We start from the raw sequence: 2405 nt of genomic DNA on the forward strand, positions 1-2405 counted from the left end.
ATCGAAGTGCAGGGACTGCAGGTGGAGCGCTTCAGGCACGCCTGGCAGCAGGTGGTGCAGCGCCATGACGTGCTGCGAACAGGCTTCCTGAGCATGGCCCAGCCTCCGATGCAGTGGGTCGCCCGCCAGGTGGAGACGCCCTGGCTGGAGCGCGATGCGCGGGCCGAGGCGAACCCGCGGCAGGCGCTGGACGACTGGGCGAGCGAAGACCTCGCACGCGGTTTCGACCTCGCGCAACCGCCCCTGGCCCGACTGCTGGCGATCCGCACCGGGCAGGACAGCCATCACCTGGTCTGGACCGCCCACCACTTGCTGCTGGACGGCTGGAGCCTTTCTCGGCTGATGGGTGAGGTATTGAGCGCCTATGCGGGCGCTGCCCTGCCGCCGCAGCCCGGCCGCTATCGCGACTACATTGCATGGCTGCAAGCGCAGGATGCCGCTGTACATGAGGCCTACTGGCGCGGCCAGCTCGCGCGCCTCGACGTGCCCACGCACCTGAGCCAGGCCTTGCCCAAGCCGGCGCAAATGGGGCCGGGACACGGCCGCTGCATCCGCACGCTGGACCTCTCGGAAACACAGCGCCTGCTGGCCTTCGCGCGGGCCGAGCGCGTGACCGTGAATACGCTGGTGCAGGCCGCCTGGTCGTTGCTGCTGGCCCGCCACACCGGACAGCGCACCGTGAGCTTCGGCGTCACGGTGGCGGGGCGCCCCACCGAGCTGCGCGGCGCCGACCAGGTGCTGGGCCTGTTCATCAACACCCTGCCGATGATCGTCGGCATCGAGCCAGGCCGGCCCGTGGGCGACTGGCTGCGAATGCTGCAGGCACAGAACCTGGCCTCGCGCGAACACGAGCACACGCCGCTGCACGAGATCCAGCGCTGGGCCGGGCAGGGTGGCGGGCAGGGCTTGTTCGACAGCATCGTCGTGTTCGAGAACTATCCGGTCGACCAGGCGCTGAAGGCAAATTCACCCGGCGGACTGCGCTTTGGTGACATCGCGCACAGCGAGGAAAGCAACTACCCGATGACCCTGGTTGTGCGGCAGGCCGACACGCTGGTGCTGCAGTTCGGGTTCATGCGCGACAGTTTCGACGAGCAGACCGCCTCGGCGATCGGGGATCGGATGCGGCAATTGCTGCTGCAGCTGGTCGAGGCGAAGGCGACATGCCTGGATGGGCTCGAGCTGCTGGACGTGGCGTCACGCAACACCGTGCAGGCCTGGGGGGCCGAACAGGCACAGTCGGCGATGGCTTCCAGCGCTTCGCTGCACGGTCTGTTCGAGCAGCAGACCCGCACGCGGCCGCAGGCCACGGCGTTGGTGTACGGGGAGCACCGACTCAGCTACGCGGAGCTCAATGCGCAGGCGAACCGCCTGGCGCATCGCCTCGTCGCACTCGGCGTGCGGCCCGAGGATCGCGTCGGCCTGGCGGTGGAGCGTGGCATCGAGATGGTGGTCGCGCTGCTGGCCATCCTGAAGGCTGGTGCCGCCTATGTGCCGCTGGACCCGGCCTATCCGTCCGATCGCCTGGCCCACATGATGGAAGACAGCGGCATCGCGTTGCTGCTCACGCACAGCGAGGTGCAGTCTGACCTGCCGCCCAGCGGTCCCGACGTGCGCGTGCTCGCGCTGGACACGCTCGATCTGCAGTCCGGGCCGGCGCACGATCCGGCCGTGCCGCAGCATGCGGACCAGCTGGCCTATGTGATCTACACCTCGGGTTCCACCGGCAAGCCCAAGGGCGCCCAGTTGTGCCATCGACAGGTGGTGCGGCTGCTGAGCGCGACGCAGGACTGGTTCCATTTCGGCGCGGACGATGTGTGGACCTTGTTCCACTCCTATGCCTTCGACTTCTCGGTCTGGGAAATCTTCGGTGCACTGTGCCACGGTGGCCAGCTCGTGGTGGTGCCTTTCTGGATCAGCCGCTCACCCGACGACTTTTTGGCGCTGCTGCGCGAGCGGCGCGTCACAGTGCTGAACCAGACGCCGTCCGCCTTCCGCCAGTTGATGACCGCGCGCGGGCTGTACGAGGAGGGCAGCCTGTCGTTGCGCCACGTGATCTTCGGTGGTGAAGCGCTGGAGCCGCAAAGCCTGAGGCCGTGGATCGAATGCTTCGGCGATGCGCAGCCAAGGCTGATCAACATGTACGGCATCACCGAGACCACCGTCCACGTGACCTACCGGCCCATCACGGCACTCGATCTCGAGGTGCCGCGCAGCCCGGTCGGCGTGAACATTCCGGACCTGAGCATGCATGTGCTGGATTCTGATCTGCATCGGATCCCTCCCGGTGTCGCGGGCGAGTTGTATGTGTCGGGTGCCGGTCTTGCGCGCGGCTACCTGAACCGCGCGGGCCTGACGGCGCAGCGCTTCATCGCCGACCCGTTCGAAGAGGGTGGCGGCCGGCT

Annotated in this window: 1 protein-coding gene; it reads left to right on the forward strand. The window is 67.8% G+C overall.

The window, feature by feature from the left end:
• The coding region (locus tag AC1RVW_RS30745) for an amino acid adenylation domain-containing protein (protein ID WP_493204512.1) at positions 1-2405 on the forward strand (2405 nt) is incomplete at both ends.

It is taken from the genome of Variovorax sp. MPBD4-3, assembly GCF_058809745.1.